Source organism: Microcoleus sp. w1-18aA5 (assembly GCF_036701705.1).
Classification (GTDB): Bacteria; Cyanobacteriota; Cyanobacteriia; order Cyanobacteriales; family Microcoleaceae; genus Microcoleus.
The window spans coordinates 32509-48394 of record NZ_JAUPTE010000019.1 but is presented as its reverse complement, the minus strand read 5'-3'; the positions used below and the strand labels follow the sequence as shown (position 1 = coordinate 48394).

19 protein-coding genes are annotated in these 15886 nt (G+C 45.4%); 7 read left to right on the top strand and 12 right to left on the bottom strand.

Going from position 1 to position 15886, the window contains the following annotated elements; translation table 11 throughout:
* Positions 1 to 63: 63 nt before the first annotated feature.
* From Q5691_RS09820 to Q5691_RS09805, 4 genes are all read right to left on the bottom strand, one after another.
* Complete coding sequence (locus Q5691_RS09820) at positions 64 to 480, bottom strand: hypothetical protein (protein ID WP_333344667.1); 417 nt, start codon at positions 478 to 480, stop codon at positions 64 to 66.
* 102 nt (positions 481 to 582) lie between these two features.
* The gene (locus Q5691_RS09815; protein WP_333344665.1) at positions 583 to 1383 is read right to left on the bottom strand and encodes a hypothetical protein; all 801 of its coding nucleotides are present in this window, start codon (positions 1381 to 1383) and stop codon (positions 583 to 585) included.
* Positions 1384 to 1484: 101 nt separating this feature from the next.
* Complete coding sequence (locus Q5691_RS09810; protein WP_333308161.1) at positions 1485 to 1943, bottom strand: hypothetical protein; 459 nt, start codon at positions 1941 to 1943, stop codon at positions 1485 to 1487.
* Between the two features lie 40 nt (positions 1944 to 1983).
* The gene (locus tag Q5691_RS09805) at positions 1984 to 3741 is read right to left on the bottom strand and encodes a serine/threonine-protein kinase (protein WP_333213527.1); all 1758 of its coding nucleotides are present in this window, start codon (positions 3739 to 3741) and stop codon (positions 1984 to 1986) included.
* Positions 3742 to 4374: 633 nt separating this feature from the next.
* On the opposite strand from Q5691_RS09805, the gene Q5691_RS09800 reads away from it, so the two are divergent.
* From Q5691_RS09800 to Q5691_RS09790, 3 genes are all read left to right on the top strand, one after another.
* On the top strand, positions 4375 to 5805 hold the full coding sequence (locus Q5691_RS09800; protein ID WP_333045238.1) for a form I ribulose bisphosphate carboxylase large subunit: 1431 nt from the start codon (positions 4375 to 4377) through the stop codon (positions 5803 to 5805).
* Between the two features lie 136 nt (positions 5806 to 5941).
* Positions 5942 to 6352, top strand: coding sequence for a RuBisCO chaperone RbcX (rcbX, locus tag Q5691_RS09795; RefSeq protein ID WP_333237970.1), 411 nt, complete (start codon positions 5942 to 5944; stop codon positions 6350 to 6352).
* 45 nt (positions 6353 to 6397) lie between these two features.
* Positions 6398 to 6733 carry a ribulose bisphosphate carboxylase small subunit gene (locus Q5691_RS09790; protein WP_190745620.1) on the top strand — a complete coding sequence of 112 codons (336 nt, stop codon included), beginning with the start codon at positions 6398 to 6400 and terminating at the stop codon, positions 6731 to 6733.
* Positions 6734 to 6813: 80 nt separating this feature from the next.
* Here Q5691_RS09790 and Q5691_RS09785 read toward each other — a convergent pair whose 3' ends face one another.
* The 3 genes from Q5691_RS09785 to Q5691_RS09775 form a co-directional block, all read right to left on the bottom strand.
* The gene (locus Q5691_RS09785) at positions 6814 to 7452 is read right to left on the bottom strand and encodes a restriction endonuclease subunit R (protein ID WP_333308159.1); all 639 of its coding nucleotides are present in this window, start codon (positions 7450 to 7452) and stop codon (positions 6814 to 6816) included.
* Positions 7453 to 7515: 63 nt separating this feature from the next.
* Positions 7516 to 7749 carry a hypothetical protein gene (locus Q5691_RS09780; RefSeq protein ID WP_333213530.1) on the bottom strand — a complete coding sequence of 78 codons (234 nt, stop codon included), beginning with the start codon at positions 7747 to 7749 and terminating at the stop codon, positions 7516 to 7518.
* A 10-nt stretch (positions 7750 to 7759) separates the two neighbouring features.
* The gene (locus Q5691_RS09775) at positions 7760 to 8983 is read right to left on the bottom strand and encodes a hypothetical protein (RefSeq protein WP_333344662.1); all 1224 of its coding nucleotides are present in this window, start codon (positions 8981 to 8983) and stop codon (positions 7760 to 7762) included.
* A gap of 254 nt (positions 8984 to 9237) precedes the next feature.
* On the opposite strand from Q5691_RS09775, the gene Q5691_RS09770 reads away from it, so the two are divergent.
* Positions 9238 to 9507, top strand: a complete 270-nt coding sequence (locus Q5691_RS09770; protein WP_190660572.1) for a hypothetical protein — start codon at positions 9238 to 9240, stop codon at positions 9505 to 9507.
* Positions 9508 to 9613: 106 nt separating this feature from the next.
* Here the strand turns inward: Q5691_RS09770 and Q5691_RS09765 are convergent, their stop codons facing one another.
* Positions 9614 to 9988 carry a hypothetical protein gene (locus Q5691_RS09765; RefSeq protein ID WP_333213532.1) on the bottom strand — a complete coding sequence of 125 codons (375 nt, stop codon included), beginning with the start codon at positions 9986 to 9988 and terminating at the stop codon, positions 9614 to 9616.
* Positions 9989 to 10249: 261 nt separating this feature from the next.
* Between Q5691_RS09765 and Q5691_RS09760 the strand changes: the two genes are divergently transcribed.
* Positions 10250 to 10819 (top strand): Uma2 family endonuclease, encoded by a 570-nt coding sequence (locus tag Q5691_RS09760; RefSeq protein ID WP_333213533.1) that lies wholly within the window; start codon positions 10250 to 10252, stop codon positions 10817 to 10819.
* 7 nt (positions 10820 to 10826) lie between these two features.
* Here Q5691_RS09760 and ruvC read toward each other — a convergent pair whose 3' ends face one another.
* Together ruvC and bchI are read right to left on the bottom strand one after the other, a co-directional pair.
* Positions 10827 to 11360 (bottom strand): crossover junction endodeoxyribonuclease RuvC, encoded by a 534-nt coding sequence (ruvC, locus tag Q5691_RS09755; RefSeq protein WP_333344660.1) that lies wholly within the window; start codon positions 11358 to 11360, stop codon positions 10827 to 10829.
* Positions 11361 to 11455: 95 nt separating this feature from the next.
* The gene (gene bchI / locus Q5691_RS09750) at positions 11456 to 12571 is read right to left on the bottom strand and encodes a magnesium chelatase ATPase subunit I (protein WP_333344658.1); all 1116 of its coding nucleotides are present in this window, start codon (positions 12569 to 12571) and stop codon (positions 11456 to 11458) included.
* Between the two features lie 206 nt (positions 12572 to 12777).
* Between bchI and Q5691_RS09745 the strand changes: the two genes are divergently transcribed.
* Entirely contained in the window at positions 12778 to 13065 is a 288-nt protein-coding gene (locus Q5691_RS09745) for a hypothetical protein (protein ID WP_333344656.1), read from the top strand.
* A 49-nt stretch (positions 13066 to 13114) separates the two neighbouring features.
* Here Q5691_RS09745 and Q5691_RS09740 read toward each other — a convergent pair whose 3' ends face one another.
* Together Q5691_RS09740 and Q5691_RS09735 are read right to left on the bottom strand one after the other, a co-directional pair.
* The gene (locus Q5691_RS09740; protein WP_333308150.1) at positions 13115 to 13240 is read right to left on the bottom strand and encodes a hypothetical protein; all 126 of its coding nucleotides are present in this window, start codon (positions 13238 to 13240) and stop codon (positions 13115 to 13117) included.
* Positions 13241 to 13519: 279 nt separating this feature from the next.
* On the bottom strand, positions 13520 to 14188 hold the full coding sequence (locus tag Q5691_RS09735) for a cadmium resistance transporter (protein WP_333213537.1): 669 nt from the start codon (positions 14186 to 14188) through the stop codon (positions 13520 to 13522).
* Between the two features lie 223 nt (positions 14189 to 14411).
* Here Q5691_RS09735 and Q5691_RS09730 point away from each other — a divergent pair, with 223 nt between their 5' ends.
* Positions 14412 to 15701 (top strand): aliphatic sulfonate ABC transporter substrate-binding protein, encoded by a 1290-nt coding sequence (locus Q5691_RS09730; protein WP_333344654.1) that lies wholly within the window; start codon positions 14412 to 14414, stop codon positions 15699 to 15701.
* Positions 15702 to 15886 lie beyond the last annotated feature (185 nt).

Below are 15886 nucleotides of genomic sequence, written 5' to 3'. Positions count from 1 at the left end.
ATATTTGTAACTGAGAGCGCTGTTGTTATTTATTCTTTAAATTGGATTGACAAATATGGCAAATTAATAGCAAAAATGCTCTCTAATTATTGAATTGCGAAGATTCTGCCATTCTTGTTTAGAAACATCTGCACGAGTTTTGTCACCCGATGGATCGCGGAGCTCCCAAATTGTATCTGCAATGCGATCGAGCGATCGCCCATGAGAACGATAATCGAAGTCCCAGAAAGCATCACCGACGCAATCTCCTTGTGTAGTAATCATTTCTCGATCGACTGTACTACGAATAGCATTCCATTCGCGGATGTAGGCAGCAGAATCGTCATATCGCAATTTGCGACCTCCTAATTGAGGATTCACTCTATAAAAAAACCAATCCGTAAACCTATCCACAGCTTGAGTTCGTGATTCATAATCGCGCGCTGTAGCACTGTCTAGATTGGAACCAGCGAGTACAAGGGCTATAGCTAATGCACACACCCCTAAAAACTTCGATTTTGACTTAAGTGAAAGTGATTTAGTTAGCAAGATTAAACCCAATAAAAATTATCAATATCCCAGATATAGCTGGTAATAAATCTTCTATTGCCATCCATTTTTAGAACAAGAAACTCCTCCGGTTTTAGGTGCGAGCGTAGATAAACACCAATAATTTTTACCATCAAACACAACGCCTTTTTTGATATATTGTAACTCAGAGAGAGGTTGCCACGGTCGCTCGATATTAGACTCGTCATAATATCGATATAGTTTTCCCTTGACCTCTAAACCCTGATCCGTACCTCCCAACCAATAATGACCTTCTTCAATTATGTTTAATGACGATTTTTGTTGATTACTATCTGTCTTTTTCTCAATCCACCAATTCCTCACAAAACGTTTTGTATTTTCAGAACCTCTTGTTGTAGCGACTATAACTAGCAGTTCTCCTTGTTGATTGATAAACTCAAAACGACAAGGCCCCTCTCCTGTACCTGAACAATCCTTAATCTCTTTATATCCTAAATCAAATAGCTCTTTAACCGAACGATCTCTGAGGTTAGGTTGACCCTGTAAGCTGGGCTGCCACCCTTGTTGGATCAGGATTTGGCGCGCCTCTTTGTATGGCATACCTTGTTGAAGAGGTATTTTTTGAGTGGAATTTACAGAATTTTCAAGGCTGACTTGAACCTTTTCACTTAAAGCAACAATTGTTGAATTTTTGTCGGAATTATTGATGTAATTTTTTTGACTTCCTGTATCGACTTTCGCACTATTTATGCGGGGAATTTGTTGCTGTGGGGCAGCACCTGCAAAACTTGTAGATCCAATGGCGATTAGTCCCATCAATGGTGCAATAATTCTGGTTGTAATAAGAGTGCGATCGCCTATCCAACTTTTCATACTCATCGGTTAAAAACCTTTCTTTTTACAGAGTTGTGTAGAGATGACCTCTACTCTAGGAGTTATCTTCGATCAATGCTGCGCTGTAAGGCGATCGAATCTCACAGTCCACAATTAGAAATAAACATTTCGCGTCTAATTGCTGACCATTCACTAATGCCGATCCGATCGCTTTTGGGAATTTGCTGTCCGGTTCGTTGAGGATGGCGGCTATAAAAAATTGTATCTGCAAGTAAATCGTAGGTTTGCTCGTAGGTTTCGCCGTTAATTGTCGTGAATTCCCATCCTGTCTCTTCTGGGGCTGGCCTAAAACAGACTTCTTGTACCGACTTGACTCGTGGATCGATCGCTTCGCGCAATCTCCGCCATTGATTGCTATATTCGCGATCGCCCGCATGGAGTTTGCGATTGTTTAACTGAGGATTAACCCTGTAAAATAAGAAATCGGTCAATCGATCGACGGCTTGTTCTCGCGATTCGGCTTTGGCGAGATTGGGACTGCTGAGGACAAGGGCGATCGCCAGAGCACCAACCCTTGAAAATCTTGAGACAGACTTCATTGATAACAACTCGACTAACATAGTAATTTGGTGTTAATTCCTACTTCCAGCCCAACCACCTTAACAAAGGCACAACCAAATAATGACTAACTCCCAAACAAAGCCCGATCGCACTTCCCAACAAACCAAAAAACACAATAGAGCCCCAAACTTGCAGCCAGCCGAAGGTAACGTTAGACAGTGACAAAATCCCAAAGAAACTCCCCGGAAAAATGTTCCAAGCATTCAGCAACAGAAACATTCCCGTAGAAAAAACAGCGACTACCAAAGCGTGAACTAATTGATGGCTCCGCAAACCCATTCCCACAGTCAGAGAGGCGATCGCAAAAGCTCCCAAAATAACCCCCTGCACACCACTAGAAGCTGTTGCTTCCATCCAGCACAAACCCGCCAACAAATAGCCCTGAGCTCCCATCAATCCAGACAGCCAATACTGTTTTTGCTGGCGAAAACTCCCCGCATCCGTCAAACCGATCGCAGTTCCGAACCCGGCAAACCCAAACAGCAGCACTTCCGGCCCCACAGCGAAAGTGATGTTAGGAATTAATTGCTGCAAACCTTGATTCAGAAAACTGGCAATTTCCGGGCCTATAGGCGAAGCATAGCCCAAAACCAAACCGCCGATCGCCCCCGCAGTTCCACCAACGCCACCGAGTACCATTTCCCAGCCCGTATCCAGAGAAGCTACCACGATTTGGGCGATCGCGCCGAACACAACACCAGTCAGGCTGACAGTTTTTTGCGCCCCCGCCACCACTACTTGCCGGCAGAATTCTAAAATAGCTTGACCCGCAGGGGCGATCGCGATTTTGCCCTTACTCCTAGCATAAATCTCCTGCAAACGCGCCCGAACATCCCCAGCCGTCGCCGGACGTTCCCGCACGTTCGATCGCACCATATCGTCCAACAAATTCGCCAAAGGCGGACTCACAGATACAATGTGGCGCCACCGCAACTCACCCGTCATCGGATCTTCAATTTCCGCCGGATACTTCCCCGTCAGCAAATGAATACAAGTCCGCCCCAGCGCATAAAAATCCGTCGCCGGCACGACACCGCCGCCCACAATTTGTTCCGGCGGACTGTACCCGGGCGAAATCAACCGCGTCGAACTCCGAGAATCTTTCCCGCCGGATTCGACACCGCCCATCTGTTTAACTCCCCCAAAGTCGATCGTCACCAATTGCAGTCCGCCCAAACCCTTGCTTAGCAAAACTTGGGGCGATTCCGGGTCTCGCAGCATCAAATTTGAGGGTTTAATGTCGCGGTGAATAATCTGACACCTGTGCAACTCCTCTAAAATTTCCACAGCTTGACTCAGCCAACTAAACACCCATTCCTGCGGACATCCTTGAGGGTGCTCGTCGAGAACCTCTTCTAAAGTTTTGCCGTGAATCTTTTCCATTACCAAACAAGGCAGCCGCTTCGCCGCAGGATTTCCCTCCCCGCCTGCAAAATTTTGCGTTTGAACGTGAAAATAACCATCAGGCTCGACTCTAGGGACACCAGGGTGCCGCAAAAGTGCCAAAACCCAAGCTTCTTGCTCGAACAGTTTCAGCGCTTTCGGGGCAGTTTCGAGTAACACTTTCAGGACGCGCTCGGTTTCAGTTTCTGTGTCCCAAACTGTGAAAATGGCTGCAAAACCCCCGGAACCCAGGCTTTGTAGAGGCACGTAGCGATTTTTTAGCCGCAGGGGAGCCCCGCAACTATGACAAAAATTGTTGCCCCAAGTCTGAGGGTAGGGCCTTGGGCAATCTGGATTGATGCAGTGAACGGCTTTTGAAGGGGGGTGAGGCACAACCAGAGTAAAAATGGGACTAAATATCCATACTAGACTTACGCGCAGTTAAGGCAGAAACCAGGTTTTCAGCGAGGTTAAATTGCTGTAACGACGGATTTGGTTTGAGACACGAGCTTGCTCTTGCTGCACAAGCCCTGTCCATATTATGTGGTATGCTGTCGATTTTTGAGTTGGTGGTCTCCGATTAACGGGATTTGAGATTTGAGATTTTGGATTTTGGATTGCTACATACTGAATAACAGTTGAGATCGGGCGATCGATCTTAACTCCCAACCATAACTTTAGGTATTTCTAACTACTTCCCCCTTGCCGATTACCGATTACCAATTCTGATTTTTAAGTATTAAATTCTTTACATAAACCGTATTGATCCGCTGTTCGGCTCGCTGCACAATATATTTCGATCGCCCAAAATTCCCCCCCACTCTGCGATCCCCAGCCTTTCCTCCTGCATCCTTCGCCACGGGAATTTCATAAGATATGTTACAAATATTTTCGGAATGTAAAGCAAAATAAACAATACTTATGATGATTAAAAGAATATTAAAATTGGAGAGTGACACTTTGTTGATATATTTTTAACAGCCTGCGATCGGGCAAAAAAATTAAGCGAATACTAGGAAGCGAGATATGGCTTACGCGCAAACCCAAACTCAATCAAAGGCTGGGTATAAAGCCGGAGTTCAAGACTATAAACTAACGTATTACACGCCGGACTACACGCCGAAAGATACAGATATTTTGGCTGCCTTCCGCGTCACACCGCAGCCGGGAGTTCCCCCAGAAGAAGCTGGAGCTGCTGTGGCTGCTGAATCTTCTACAGGTACATGGACGACTGTTTGGACTGACCTCCTGACCGACCTCGACCGCTACAAAGGTCGCTGCTATGACATCGAGCCAGTTCCTGGTGAAGACAACCAATACATCTGCTTCATTGCCTATCCTTTGGATTTGTTTGAAGAAGGTTCAGTCACCAACTTGCTGACCTCTTTGGTGGGTAACGTGTTCGGTTTCAAAGCTCTGCGTGCTCTGCGGTTGGAAGACTTGCGGATTCCCATTGCTTACCTGAAAACCTTCCAAGGCCCTCCTCACGGTATTACCGTTGAGCGGGACAAATTGAACAAGTACGGCCGTCCTTTGCTGGGTTGTACAATTAAGCCCAAATTGGGTCTGTCTGCTAAGAACTACGGCCGTGCCGTTTACGAAGTTCTGCGCGGCGGTTTGGACTTCACCAAAGACGACGAAAACATCAACTCGCAACCGTTCATGCGTTGGCGCGATCGTTTCTTGTTCGTTCAAGAAGCTATTGAAAAAGCCCAAGCAGAAACCGGCGAAGTCAAGGGTCACTACCTCAACGTAACTGCCCCTACCTGCGAAGAAATGATGGAGCGGGCTGAGTTCGCTAAGGAAATCAAAACCCCCATCATCATGCACGACTACCTGACCGGTGGTTTCACTGCAAACACCACCTTGGCTAAATGGTGCCGCCGCAACGGTATTTTGCTGCACATTCACCGCGCCATGCACGCAGTTATCGACCGTCAGAAAAACCACGGTATCCACTTCCGCGTGCTTGCCAAGTGCTTGCGGATGTCCGGCGGCGACCACCTGCACTCCGGTACAGTTGTGGGTAAACTCGAAGGCGAAAAAGGCATCACGATGGGCTTCGTAGACTTGATGCGCGAAGACCACATCGAAGAAGACCGCAGCCGCGGTATTTACTTCACCCAAGATTGGGCCTCCATGCCTGGTGTCATGCCAGTTGCATCCGGTGGTATCCACATCTGGCACATGCCAGCCTTGGTTGAAATCTTCGGCGACGACTCCTGCTTACAGTTCGGCGGCGGCACCTTGGGCCACCCTTGGGGTAACGCACCTGGTGCAACTGCTAACCGCGTTGCTTTGGAAGCTTGCGTCCAAGCTCGTAACGAAGGCCGCAACTTGATGCGCGAAGGCGGCGACGTAATTCGCGAAGCTTGCAAATGGTCTCCTGAACTGGCTGTTGCTTGCGAACTCTGGAAAGAAATCAAGTTTGAGTTTGAGGCAATGGATACCCTTTAAGGATTTTTGGTTTGAGATTTTAGGTTTTAGGTCGCAAACTTGCTGGGAAGTCTTTATCTTTGAAGAAGATTTACAAGTAAGTTTGCATCCAAAATCTAAAATCCAAAATCTAAAATTTGAGGGGGCTGGGGTCAAAATGGATCTCAAACAAGTTGCGAAAGACACCGCTAAGGTGCTGGCAAGTTACCTAACCTATCAATCCGTGCGGATGGTGGTCGCTCAGTTGAGCGAAACCAATCCTCCTTTGGCAATCTGGTTGAATGAGTTTTCCACTAAGGGCAAAATCCAAGATGGAGAAGCTTATATTCAAGAGTTGCTTTTGGAAAATCAAGATTTAGGCTTTCGGATCATGACTGTGCGAGAGTATCTGGCTCACGATGTGACGGAATTTTTGCCAGAAATGGTTTGTACTGGCATTCAACAGGCGAATATGGAACACAGACGCCAGCATTTAGAGCGAACTACGCAACTTAATTGGTCTGTTTCTAGCAGTAATCCTGAAACATCAATAGATTCTGAACCGAATCTGGATAATTTGTCGAGTTAATCGATCGACAAGTGCGATCGAACACACACCTTAGAGATACAAAAAATGAAGACTTTACCTAAAGAGCGTCGTTACGAAACTCTGTCCTATTTGCCCCCGCTGACAGACGCGCAAATTGCCAAGCAACTCCAGTACATCCTGGATCAAGGCTACATTCCCGGCGTAGAATTCAACGAAACCTCTGCTGCTGAAATGCGCTACTGGACTTTGTGGAAGTTGCCTTTGTTTGGTGCTCGCAGCGTCCAAGAAATCATGGCTGAAGTTCAAGCTTGCCGTCAAGAAAATCCTAGCTGCTACATCCGCGTCATGGGTTTTGACAACGTGAAGCAATGCCAAGTGCTCAGCTTCATCGTCCACAAGCCTAACACCAGAGGCTACTAAAAAGTATTGGCTGGCTAATCTAACTTTTAGGTTAACAGTCATTGCAGATTGGAGGCGGGGAATGCTCCCTGCCTCTTTTTTTATAGTTTGCAAATAGCTTTTAAAACTTGCAGCAACAAAACTGACGATTCTGGCTCCATCAGGTTTAGCAAAGGCATTAGCTGATAGGTTGGGTTGTGGCCCCCCTGAATATTGACGAACTGATAGTGCATTCCGTTGGTTGTCAAACCCCAGATTGTGTCTTGATATTTTAAATTTTGATAAGCATAGGTTAGCAATTGGGATAAACCCATCAATGCGTTAATTCCAGAATTTTTACTTTCAATCACCAAAACCCAAAAATATGTATCGCTTCTGATGGGTTTTATTTTGTTGACAGCCAAGATATCAAATCGTCCTTTAATGATTGTATCTTCATCTTCAATGCTAATTTCGGCGATGTCTTGTTCTAAACTAATTTTAATCGGGCGGCGGTAGAAGCCAGCCAATCGCATTAGGGGAAAGGTAGTCAGAGCTTTTACCAGTCCTTCAGAAACTCGATCAGTTGAAATGTAGTCATCGAAATCATCCCTAGTTTGTATAAGTTCCTGCTGTTCGTGTTCTGTTATATCTTCAAGGGATAACAGAGAGGTAAATGAGTTCGTGTACTGCTTTTGAAAGTTGAACAGACGGTGTACTTCTGCTAATGTTAGGTTTTTGGCATTAATAGTTGTCGTCATATTTTAATAGTTATTGAATTTTTAGTTATAATTATAACATAGACATTGCGGTAGTCCACGAACCTAATTTATCCTTTCCCCCACAATTCCATCAACTATTTCATAACCCCAATTAAAATGTCGATTTGCCAACTGCTGGGCCATGTCATATTCGCCTAAATTGCAGAGTTCAACTAACTTTTGATATCCTTCATCTCTTTCTCGCTGCAACCTTTCCCGCCGCAGTTTTTCCCTCTCTTCCTCAGAAGGATTTGGTCGCTCTTCTCCCAGCGGATTAATCTCGCTAACTCGTTTCATATCAGCCTCATTAAAAAGGGATTGATTCGACTATTTCACCGTCAACTATTTCGTACCCCCATTCTGGGTTGGCAGCGATTTGTTTTTCGACTATACTTCGACCCAGAGGAGTTTGGTAAGCTTTTTGCAAAGAGGAAATACTGGGGGTTTCGGCGACTGTTGGCAGCTCTTTTTGTTCGAGTTTTGGCGGTTCAGCAATTGTTTCAGATGTGGATTGATTGAGGGCTAATTGCGGCGCGATCGCCCCTAACTTCCGCATTACACTATCCTTGGTGATTTGCGGTTTTTCGTTGAAGGAAGATGGCAGATATGGTGTGTCAACGCCCTGCTGTTTTGCTTTGAGTGCATCATCGGCAAGGCGATCGCACTTTCGCAAAAATCCCTCCCACAAATCTTTGCCCAAAACCGGGTTTCTCAAATCAGCACGGGCTTTAGAGACTGCGGCTTCCAGCGGTTCGCCTTTGTGCACGTAATACTGAATTCGCTCCTCTTCAAAAGCAGGATAAGGCACTTCTGGTTCGATTTCCCAATCTCGCTTAACTTTCTGACTTTCTCCTAAAGGAATTCCGGCGATAAATTCATCCCAAAAAGTCGAGGTTAAGCCTTTTGTCATGCTGTCAATAATTTTAAATGCCCATCCAGAAGGATTGCCAAATCCTAAGTTGCGCTCTTGAGCATAGGCTTCTAAGGATCGTTGAAAGTTGTGGAGTTCTTCTTGGGAATTCCAAGGGCCGCTAAATCGGTAATTAGGGGTGACAGCCACAGCTATTTGTTGGCGGGGTTGCCCGAAATATTTGTCGGTTTTAACTACATGATTTGGGGGTGATGTTTCGCGGAAAATTTCTACAGGGTGATTGTTGTTTTCGCAACTTATCGGTGTTATAATATCTGGCGGATTCGGTGACCAAAAGTTATTTAGTTTTTCCTCGAAAGCGTCAATGTCCGCCCAGAGTTCTAGGGTGTCCGTGTTGGGATTTGTTAATTTTTCTTTCAGGAGCGATCGCACTTTTAGCAGGCGTCTCGCGAGTTCTTGTTCTTCGCGATTTAAACCAGTAGCTTTTTCAATTTCGCTGTTGTTAGTTTTCACCCATTCGCCGGAGTTGGACTGTTGTGATTGCCATTGCAATAATTGGCAAAGAAAAATACTCGCCGCGACTCCGCCGGTAATTGGGGCAAGTTTGGGATAGTAGATGGCGGGGTTTCCTAGATTTCCTAAAAATATTCCTATTTTCATTTTGTATATTCTTAATTCCCTTGAATCTTAGGGTTATTATTGGCGCAGCTTAGCTTGCATTCTAGGGGGCGCATTGGGACAACTTACCTCGACTCAACTAGCATGGAGAAACTTAAGATTTTCTTTAAGCTTCTGTCTATTCCTGACTGAATGGAGTTTCTAGAGTTAAAACGGGGATCGCTTATTCGATCGCCTGATTGACAGGAGTGAGTTAAACGTAATAATAAATTATTTACTGTAAAGCTCCTGCCAAAATGAATCCAGAACGTCAAGAGGCTTATTTGAACTTAATCGAGCGAGTGCTTACCTGTCCCAACGGCCAAGAACCAGAGGTCTTAAGTTCCTGTTCCGATTTAATTGATGCGGGATTTGTGCAAATGCTAATCCAGATATCGGCTTCAATGGCGCGCGAAGGTGACGAAGATACTGCTAATTTTTTAGTGCAACTTGCTCGTTTGCTGGGGAAATCTTTGGGTTTGTCGCCGGATTTGAGGCCGGCTGGCTACAGTAGTGCAAAGGGGTAGAGAAGAGTTGCCATCGCCTCGTTGTATCATGTTTTGAGAAATGAGGGCGATTCCCTACCCTTCGGGATAGCTGTGTTTCACCTAATTTTTAAATGCAGCGATGGCTTTACAGTTTATATTCGAGAGGTTCACAAAACTCATTCACCCCAGTTTTAAATACATAAATAATCACCGAAGTCACCAAAATATCAGGGCAAATTTTTGCTGCCACTAAATCTCTAAATGCAGCATTCAATTGTCCGTTTTTCAACTCTTCTTTAACCTCTGATTTGCAGATAGCAACCCGGCATCTTTTGGCCAATCCGTCTAACCAATTTTCCGAGATATTTGGTTCTTGCCCGGCTTGAATTGCTAGAGATATCGCTGCATCTTCGATGTTACCTTCGCAATCTTCGATTGCGTCTAGGGCTTTTAGGGCTTCGGGATATTCCGCTAATTGCGAGCGAAATTGGGCAATTTGTTGTGAGGTAATAATCACCATATTATTTTCCTGTGTTCTCTGTTGGCGGGATAAGTTTAGCAATTAAAGTTGCTATTATAGCATTTTTTGATGGAGGTGGGAATTGGGCGATCGAACTTAATTACATTTTCAAATAATATTTTGCACTTCGCAATAGTCTGGCTGGGGCTTAAGCCCTCGTATTAAAGCTTAAGTCCGAGCTAGGAGGAGTGATGTTAAAATTGACCAAATGCGGCGCTAAAATAGGTTGGCAGGACTCATATTTATAAAGAGTTAGGAAAAATGACAATCATTACTTTAAACTTAGATACTGTCGAACTAACCGATGAACAGTTTTACCGTTTATGCCAGATGAATCGAGATTGGCAATTTGAACGGACACCTAAAGGAGAAATCATTATTATGTCACCCGCAGGCGGAGTTAGCGGCAATCGAAAAGCCTATTTAATTACAGATTTGGGCTTGTGGAACCGTAAAACCCAGCTAGGGAGAGTGTTTAGTTCTTCTACACTTTTTCGCTTGCCTAATAATGGCTATCGAGCTCCAGACGTGGCTTGGGTTAGCTTAGAAAGATGGTCTGCTTTAACACCAGAACAACAAGAGAAATTTCCGCCAATTTGTCCTGATTTTGCCATTGAATTGCGATCGCGTCCAGACCCCCTGCGGCCTCTTCAGGAGAAAATGCAGGAGTATCTAAACAGCGGTTTACGCTTGGGTTGGTTAATTAATCCTCTAGACGAAAAAGTAGAAATTTATCGCCCTTCTCGCGAAGTAGAGATTGTACAATTTCCTGTAAGTTTATCGGGAGAAGATGTGTTGCCCGGATTTGTGCTTAATTTGCCCATGATTTGATATTGTATCAAATTTTTCCTGTTTCCAACTGTATTTTCTTCGGACAAATATCATCATCGTACCAACCAGTCAAAGCCACCGCCAAAGCATCCGCTGCATCGTCCGGTTTCGGAATATAAGCCAACTCTAACTCCCGCGCCACGGCCTCTTGCACTTCAGATTTATCCGCATTACCGCGGCCGGTCAAAGCTTGCTTAATTTGAGCCGGCGTAAACTCGAACAGTGGCACTCCACACTGCGCTAATACTAGCGTCAAAACGCCGCGCGCTTGGGCTACCAGTATGGTATTTCCCATCTTGTAAAAGAACAGTTTTTCGGCAATTGCTATATCAGGTTTAATCTGTTCAATTACCTCGTGCAAATCGTCGTAAATTGTTTTCAAGCGCTGTCCCATTTCCTGTTTGGGTGTTGTTTGTATGACGCCACAATCAATCAGGGAAACGCTGTTTTTATCTTGTTTACCGGGGACAATTTGACAGGAAATTGCCCCGTAGCCGAGATTTGCTAAGCCAGGATCTAATCCTAAAATTCGTTTTTCCATTGCCCGAATTAGTAATTGGAAATGGGGAATTAGGTATGAAAATTTGGGAAGGTTTCATCACCACCAATTACCCATTACCAACTACCAATTACTAATTACCCCTCAGTTGATTCCAGACCGAATACCCGATCGAACACTTTAGTCACTTTATACCCCGAATCTATTGATTCTAGCGGGTCTTTCCGCAACCGGTGCCGCAAACACAGAGTCATCACCCGGCGAATATCGTCCACAGTCACCTCTGTGCGGCATTCCAAAGCCGTGAAAGCTTTCGCAGCCCGATTCGTCACCAAATCGCCCCGCAGCCCGTCTACGTCCAATTCCGCGCAAACTTGGGAGATTTTTACCCGCAACTCTCGATCGATAGTTACCGATTTCAACCTTTCCTGGGCTTCCACCAACTTCTGCTGCATTTCATCTTGTTCGCGCTGATATTTTGCGAGAAACTCCGGCGGATTTTGGTCAAAACTCGATCGCTGTTCAACAATTTCCACTCTTAAATTCGGGTCTTTTACAGTCCGAATTTCTGCGTGCATCCCGAATCTGTCGAGCAACTGCGGCCGCAATTCTCCTTCTTCTGGATTCCCGGAACCGATGAGAATAAACTTAGCCGGGTGGCGGATCGAAATGCCTTCTCTTTCAACAGTATTCCAACCGCTGGCGGCGGAGTCGAGCAAAACATCGACTAAATGATCGTCGAGCAAATTAACTTCATCCACGTAAAGAATGCCGCGGTTAGCTTTAGCTAAAAGGCCGGGTTCAAAAGCTTTAACACCTTCCGACAAAGCTTTCTCGATGTCGATCGTACCGCAAACTCGGTCTTCGGTAGCGCCCAGAGGCAAGTCTACCATTTGGACTTTTTTGCGGGCGATTTTAATCTCCGTTTGAGACATAGTGCGATCGCGCACCTCATCACTCATCAAATCCGGATCGGTGGGATGACTGTTAAAAGGATCGTCAGCCACCACCTCAATTTCCGGCAGCAAATCAGTGAGGGCGCGGATTGTGGTAGATTTGCCAGTACCTCGATCGCCCATAATCATCACCCCGCCAATTTTGGGATCGATGACATTCAACAGCAGCGCCAGTTTCATCTCCTCCTGGCCAACAATTGCAGTGAAGGGAAAAACAGCGCGGCGGGCTGCGGTAGCGGTAACGGTTGGTAGAGCGCCCGCATTTAGGGTATTGCTGACTTCGGCAGTAGGACTCACAGGATAACTCAAAATATAATAATTGCTTGTTTATTGTAGGGGATAAGGGATTGTCTGGGGCGATTCCCTTCGGGATAGCTTCGCACGCGCGTACTTGTAGGATGCCCACACAGCACTGAGCCCCTTCAACAGGATAACGAGTACGAGTGTTTATTTAAAAAAAGTTTTAATCAACTTGGCACATCCGGCACTGTCCGGCAATTTTTATGGACGATCGCGCGGCCCAGAACGATCGGCGCGATGGGACGATATTGATGAGATCCCGTCAAATTATCCCAACCATGAATAATTGGCCGAAATTCCTCCCCGATCCTACATCGTGCGCCAGAGGGTTTGCCTTAAGCATTAGCTTTTGGCTGATTGTTTCTTTACTGTGGCCCAATGCTTACTACTATCCAAATTGCAATTATGGGAGATTGAGGAAATCACAGCCCGAACCAAAGTGCGGCGCGGGGAAGCCGAGTGGCAGCGCGGCGGTGAAATTCCAGAATTAGCGTCGTACCTCACTCAAAAATAAGACAGTTAAATAATTCACTCTCAAAACTATTCTCGTCGGAGTTGAACGCTTCTCCACAGCTTTAAATATTCAGGTCGAACAGATTCATCAATCTCGTAAGCTAAACTTTCAGGCAAATGGAGTTCGATAAATGAGACTTGAAGTCGTGACACGTGGATTTTCAGTCCACTGCTCCCGATCGATTGCTTGCATAGTAACTGCGAAGTCACAATAGGAATCCGGCAAACAATTGAAGCTACGCCGCTACTCTCTCAAAAGTAACTGCAAGATAGGGAATGGCAAGGAGATTAAATTGATAGACCACTAATTTGGGATTACGGTCTAGCTTTTTTTGGTATTCATCTATTATGTTAAAGTCTTTTTTATTCCTTTATTGTAGAGAATGGTACTGTTGTCATGGATTTTTTCCATGCTTCGATCGTTTTTGTCTGTCAAGTGTTTGGTAGAAAAAGACGATAGGATTCGCTGTCTATCAGAATTCGGAAACCCAGCCACATTAGCACAAAAGGGAAAATCTTGCTCGCATAACGGCTGAGAACCAAAGCAATACCAGGTAGATGCGTCAGAGTATAGGACATAAACAGCCAGCAGCAAACAATAAAATAGCAAATCGGTACGATCACAGCCAGATTTTGAATACTGCTACTAGCAAATAGGGGAATATAGATGCCAAGATTGTTACCACCATTAGAAATCGTGACCGCAGAAACGCGATAAGTTTGCGGATCGCGAATTATTTCCCAGAGCGATCGCTGCCGAGAATCAAATCCGTGAAATTTAGAGTTTCTTTTCAGATTAGCTGACTTATCTTCGGCTGAATCATCCTTGTTAAGGTTGAGTAAATTATTCAAGCCAATCAGTATCGGCAAAATCCCCAGTAACCCCGTCCAAGTTGACGGAATTGCTAGCCCCAGCAAGAAACCAACTAAACTTACCGTGATTAATGCCGTGAACCCTATAAGCTCACCCACCACAATGTGTTTAGGACGAAAAGTACGATTAACCTCACTGAAGAAGGCCGTCAGATAAATGTTGTCGTCAAACGTTGTTGCGACAGCAACAGCCAGTCCAATCTTAATTGTTGCAATTAACCAATCCATTACCGTCTCTCACTCAATACCTATCCCATCGCCGAAACTACTGATTTCTCAACCGTCGTGAAAAATCACCATAATCTCGATATGATAATGTGAGTATCCCATATTGGGTGTAACAAGTGAGCAAATTTGGTAGTTTATCCGTATCAAGCGGTGCTTTGAATTGATCCCGGAGCTTCAACTCATCCCAGAATGTCCATCACCTGTGTTTATCAAAGGAGTCATTATGATTAGCCGTTTGATTGACCGTGTGCCTAGAGGCACAGGTCACAATATCTTACGGTCGCTCAGTTCGGCCACTCGTATATCGGCCACCTATCGGTTTGTAGGTCTGTTTTGTATCGCCCTGGTCTTGGTTTTAGTCTTGAGTCTGGCTTTTGACAGTCATGCTGTTGCCACTCCAGCCTCTGGCAATGTACTCTCCCCTCTAGTCATCAGTCAGGTAAATCAGGTCAAATTGTCTAAAGACTCAACAATCCGGTTACTGGAAACGGTGGGACTGTTTGTGGGGGGCATACTTTTCTGTGTCGTTTTGGATCGCTGGTTTTCTAATCGTTCTGCTCATTCGGGCAATACACCCTTAGCTGAGCAAGCGCGGCGGCTAAAGCAACTCAAAATCGGTTATCCAGAGGGTATGACGAATCTGGAAGTCCTGCGTGCTCAAGGTTTGCTCGAAAGCCGTTTGCGACCATTTGGGCTGATTGTTACTTGGACAAGCTTCTTATCAGCTTCTGCTCTGATAGAAGCATTAAGCAATGGGACGATCGATTTCTGCGGCGGCGGTGGTACGGCCAGCATCTTCTCTCAAGCAGCAGATCATGTGTTTGTGCGGGTGGCTAAAGAAAAATATACTGCTCCTAAAGGTCAAGCGATTCTAGTACCAGAAGATTCGCCAATTCAGACAGTTGCCGACCTGAAGGGTAAAAAGATAGCTTTTGACAAAGGCTCAAGCGCTCATTATGTGCTGGTGCGAGCACTGGCAAAAGTGGGATTAGAGTTTAGTGACATTGAGCCAATTTATCTGACCCAGCCACAGGCGCTGCCCCTATTCCGCGCGGGTGAGGTGGATGCTTGGGTGATTTGGGTTCCCTACACGACAACTCAAGTCCGAAGTGCTTATCCAGGGCGCTCGATTGCAGACTTAGAGAGTATCTTTGGTGACAAAGCCTCTTTAGAAGTTCCGACCTATTACTACGCAATTCCAGAGTTGGTACGCGACTATCCCGACTTGCTCAAGGTGATTTTAGAAGAGGTAAACGAAGCTGGAGCTTGGGCTAAGAAACAGGAATTAGAAGCTGCTGTGCGATTGGCAGAACAGCATGAAATAGATCCATCCATTGTAGAAATTTTACAGCGACGTAGTGCCGAGCGCGCTATTATCCCGATCGACGACCAATCGCTCACGGCCCTACAGCACCAGGCAAATATGTTTAAAGATTTAGATCTGATTCCTGAGCGGGTGAATGTGAAAGATGGAACCTATAGCTTGCAGACCAAGCAAAACTGGACTTATTAATCTGACAACTATACTCAAGTGTAATTTTTGTCTGATATCAAATCCGCACTTAATCGTCGGGCGTAAAATCGAGTCAACATTCAACACTCAACCATCATTCAGTTTTTCGACCCGCCCGTCAACAGTCAACAATCATCTGGCTCGTGCAACCGGAATTGATCTGACCTATCTTTTTTTAGCACAAG